4 protein-coding genes are annotated in these 4,017 nt (G+C 76.7%); all 4 read right to left on the reverse strand.

The annotated features are described in order from the left end of the window. Positions 1-125: 125 nt before the first annotated feature. Positions 126-905: a carbohydrate kinase family protein gene (locus tag EAO71_RS36880; protein ID WP_147982140.1), complete on the reverse strand. Its 780-nt coding sequence runs from the start codon at positions 903-905 to the stop codon at positions 126-128. After that, entirely contained in the window at positions 902-1,813 is a 912-nt protein-coding gene (locus EAO71_RS36885; RefSeq protein ID WP_147982141.1) for a pseudouridine-5'-phosphate glycosidase, read from the reverse strand. The genes EAO71_RS36880 and EAO71_RS36885 overlap by 4 nt, the downstream gene beginning before the upstream one ends. Before the next feature lie 101 nt (positions 1,814-1,914). Next, complete coding sequence (locus tag EAO71_RS36890) at positions 1,915-3,105, reverse strand: hypothetical protein (RefSeq protein WP_147982142.1); 1,191 nt, start codon at positions 3,103-3,105, stop codon at positions 1,915-1,917. Continuing rightward, a complete protein-coding gene (locus EAO71_RS36895; protein ID WP_261992532.1) occupies positions 3,089-4,000 on the reverse strand; it encodes a hypothetical protein in 912 nt (303 codons plus the stop codon). Before EAO71_RS36895 ends, EAO71_RS36890 begins: the two co-directional genes overlap by 17 nt. Between the last annotated feature and the right edge of the window lie 17 nt (positions 4,001-4,017).

The raw sequence follows: 4,017 nt of genomic DNA on the forward strand, positions 1-4,017 counted from the left end.
GCCCCGCCCCCCGGCGAGGCGGCGACCGGCGCGGCGGACACCCCGCTCGCCCCCGGAGCCGCCGCCCCGCCCCCCGGCGAGGCGGCGACCGGCGCGGCGGACACCCCGCTCGCCCCCGGAGCCGCCTACAAGGCCGCGTACGACACCCTCGGCGCCCAGCGCCTGACCCCCGCCCAGCTCAGACTCGACGCCGCCAAACAGGCGCGAGCCGCCGGCGCCTCCGCCGGTACACGCGGGGCCGGGACGGCGACCAGCGGGAAGCTCCGGCTCAACACCGCGGCCGCGGCGCCCGGTTCGTCGAGCCCGGTCAGCRGCCGGGCCTCGTCGGCGTTGGGGAAGAGCACGTCCGCGCCCTCCGTCGCGGCCAGGAAACGGTCCGCCCCCAGCTCCGCCAGGAAACCCGCCGACGCGGGATCCACGCTCACCGGTATGCCCGCCCGCCGCGCGTCCCGCAGCGCGCACCGCGCCGTCTCGCGGCTCGGCACGGCGAAGAACAGGTACCCGGACAGGTGCAGATGGGCGACGCCTTCCAGGAGGCCGGGGGACCAGTCGGCGGGGGAGAGCCGCAGGGCCGCGCCGCTGTCGGTCAGGAAGGTCCGCTCGGCGCTCGCGTCGACCAGCGCGATCACCGTCGCCGTCGCGGCGTGCGGGTCCGTGACCAGCAGCGGCCGGACCCCGGCCCGGCGCAGCGCCCGGGCGTGCCAGTCGGCCGCGTCTTCGCCGGTCCGGCCGAGCAGCCGCACGTCCGTCCATCCCGAACGGACCGCCCAGCAGGCCGCGTTGGCGCCGGCGCCGCCCGGCAGGGTGCGGATCTCGGCGGCCGTGTCCGTGGCGGGCGTCGGCGGGTTCCGGTGCCGGGCCACGACGTCGGTGACCACGTCCCCGACGACCAGCAGCCCCGTCACCCGGCGTCGCCGCGGGCCGTCGCGATCCGCGCCGCGAGCCGTACGTTGCCGCGCACCGCGGCCAGGTTCGCCTCCAGGGAGGCTCCGCCCGTGTGCACGGTCAGGTACTCCAGCAGGAAGGGCGTGACGGCCTGTCCGGTGATCCCCTTCTCCTCCGCGGCGGCCAGTCCCTGGGCCAGCACCCGGTCGTGCAGCGCCGGGTCGAGCTGGTCGGCCGCGGCGACCGGGTTGGCGACGACCAGCGCGGCGGTCGGCCCGCCCAGTGCGTCCCTGGCCCGCATCACGCCGGCGACCTCCTCCGGGGTCCGCACCGTCCAGTCGACCGGCTCGCCCGACGAGGCCAGGTAGAAGCCGGGGAACATGTCCGTGCCGTAGCCGAGGACCGTCACGCCCAGGGTCTCCAGCCGCTGGAGGGTCGCCGGGACGTCGAGGATGGACTTGACCCCCGCGCAGACGACGGTGATCCCCACCCGGGACAGCAGCCGGAGGTCCGCCGACTCGTCCTGCGTCCGGGTCCACTCCCGGTGCACCCCGCCCAGCCCGCCGGTGGCGAAGACCCGCAGGCCGGCGGAGTCGGCGAGCCACGCCGTCGCGGAGACGGTGGTCGCCCCCGTCGCGCCGGCCGCGAGGGCGGGCGCGAGGTCGCGGTGTCCCAGCTTCCGTACGTCCGGATCCTCCGCGATCCGGTCGAGCCCGGCCGGGTCCAGGCCGACGTGGGCCGTGCCGTCGATGACGGCGACGGTGGCGGGGACGGCGCCCTCGTCCCTCACGAGGGCCTCCAGCTCCCGGGCCACGGCGAGGTTGCGCGGGCGGGGCAGGCCGTGGGCGATGATCGTGGACTCGAGCGCGACGACGGGACGGCCCTCGTGGAGAGCATCCCGCACCTCTTCGGACACGTGTGTGGACATGCCCCCATCCCTGGCGCGACCGCGGACCCCTCAAACATGGGTCCTGTCCGGGCCGGGCCGGCGGGCCCGGGAAGATCGCCCGGACACGCCCCGGGGGACGCTCATCGGCCACAGCCCGGCAGTCCGGGGAGCCGGCCGGCGTCCACGACCTGGATCACGGGCCGGGAGCCGTTCGCCTTGGCGTCCCCCAGGCTGTACGCGACGGCCAGGGCGCCGTCCCTCGCCTGCGCGTAGCCGTACGCCGGGGTGATCCGCGTGTACGAACCCGAGCCGAGGTCCAGGGCGTAGGACGTCTCGGGGGTGCGCCAGGTGACGAGCCGGCCGCTGACCCGCAGCTGGTCCATGCCGTCGGCGGCCGGCGACCGCGTCACCACGGCCGTAGGCCGGGCGTCTCCCGTCCGCCACACCATCAGCGCGGGCTCGCTCTCGCCCGCGACCCAGGCCCAGGTCGTGCCGTCGGAGACGACGGAACGGACGTCGCGGAGGCCGGCCAGCGGGGCCGGCAGGGCGGCGGCCCGCAGCCCCGTCAGGGAGACGGCGGCCAGCCGGGTCGCCGCGCCGGACGCTTCGCGCCACACCAGGAGTCCGCCGGCGGTGAACGGGGCGTCGAGCACGCCGGTGCGCAGGGCGCGGGGCGTGCCGCCGGCGGCCGGGGCCGCGTAGACGGTGGCCTTGCCGTCGCCGACTCCCTGCGCCCAGTGGACGGTCCCTCCGCTCACGACGGGGCGGGGGAGCGGACCCGGCCGGTCGGCGCGGGCCAGGCGCCGGGCTCTGCCCGTGCTGCCGTCCCAGACGTACAGACTCCACGGGCTGTCCAGGGTCCGCCCCTCCAGGACGGCGAACGCGGCCCACCGCCGTCCGTCGAAGTCGGCGGCGAGCAGCTGGTGTTCGACGGGGTCGGCGAGTCGCAGCAGGGTGCGGGGCGCGCCGTCCGCCGGCACGAGGGCGGCGCGTCGCCCGCCGGGACCGCTGAGCTGGACCGCGGTCCAGCCGGGACCGGTGTCGGTGAGGACCGCCCGCTCGGCGGACGGGGTGCGCACCTCGCCGGCGTCGAGCGCGGAGCTCCAGGCGGCGGGCAGCCGCACCTCGCAGGCGGCGGCGAGGGTCCCCGGGCCGGGCCGGGTCGGGGTCGTGTCTCCGCTCGGGGCGCGGGGCGCGGTCGTCCCGTCCGCCGCGGTCGCGCGGTCGGGAGTCGTCGTGGGGTCGGGAGCCGGCCGCCCCGACGAGCACCCCGCCAGGAGGATGCCCGCCAGCAGCAGGACCGGGAGAGCGGGCCTACCAGACGTACCCACGGCCGCCCATGATGGTGGTGAGGGTGTCGGAGGAGATGTGCGCCGACTTGGGTACGGAGCCCGCCCAGGAGATCACGCTGGTGCTCACGCCGCCCACCGGGTCGAGGTAGTCGACCTGCGCGGCGGCGGTGTCGGTGTTGTAGCCGTCGATCGACACCCAGTGGAAGATCTCTATGTTCGGGTGGCCGACGAGGTGCGGGCCGCCTGGCACCTCCCAGGCGTTGCCGGCTATCGCGTAGTCGTTGTCGGTGTTGTGGGTGATGTGCTGCTTGAAGTTGGCCTTGTCGGTGGCGGTCGGGGTGTACGGCAGGGCCCTGGGCACGTATCCGGCCCCGGGCAGCCGGTGGTTGAGGGCGTCGGCCATCGGATAGCCGGTCGGGCCGGGCACGTTGATGTTGACGCCGTACCAGGCGGTGCCGCTGGTGTTCGTCTTCAGGAGGGTCGCCGCGTCCTGCTGGGAGCGGCCGGCGACGCCGTCGTGGGCGGACTGGGTGATGACGAGCGTGGCCGGTCCGCACCAGTAGGACGTCTTCTGCGACTGGTGCAGGCCGCCGGAGAGCTTGTACCCGGCGAGGGCCGTCCCGGCCCCGCGTGTACCGGCGGAGGCGCCGGCGGCTCGCGCCTGTTTGGCGGCGTCGAGTCTGAGCTGGGCGGGGGTCAGGCGCTGGGCGCCGAGGGTGTCGTACGCGGCCTTGTAGGCGGCTCCGGGGGCGAGCGGGGTGTCCGCCGCGGTCGCGCGGTCGGGAGTCGTCGTGGGGTCGGGAGCCGGCCGCCCCGACGAGCACCCCTCCGCCGGTACACGCGGGGCCGGGACGGCCCTCGCCGGGTACAAGCTCTCCGGCGGCCTGCACCAGTCGGGTACACGCGGGGCCGGGACGGCCCTCGCCGGGTACAAGCTCTCCGGCGGCCTGC

Source organism: Streptomyces sp. MS191 (genome assembly GCF_008042125.1).
Taxonomy (GTDB): domain Bacteria; phylum Actinomycetota; class Actinomycetes; order Streptomycetales; family Streptomycetaceae; genus Streptomyces.

Bases quoted from the DNA above. Each gene is read 5' to 3' on its own strand.
- EAO71_RS36885 (WP_147982141.1), bottom strand. From the start codon at position 1,813: ATGTCCACACACGTGTCCGAAGAGGTGCGGGATGCTCTCCACGAGGGC.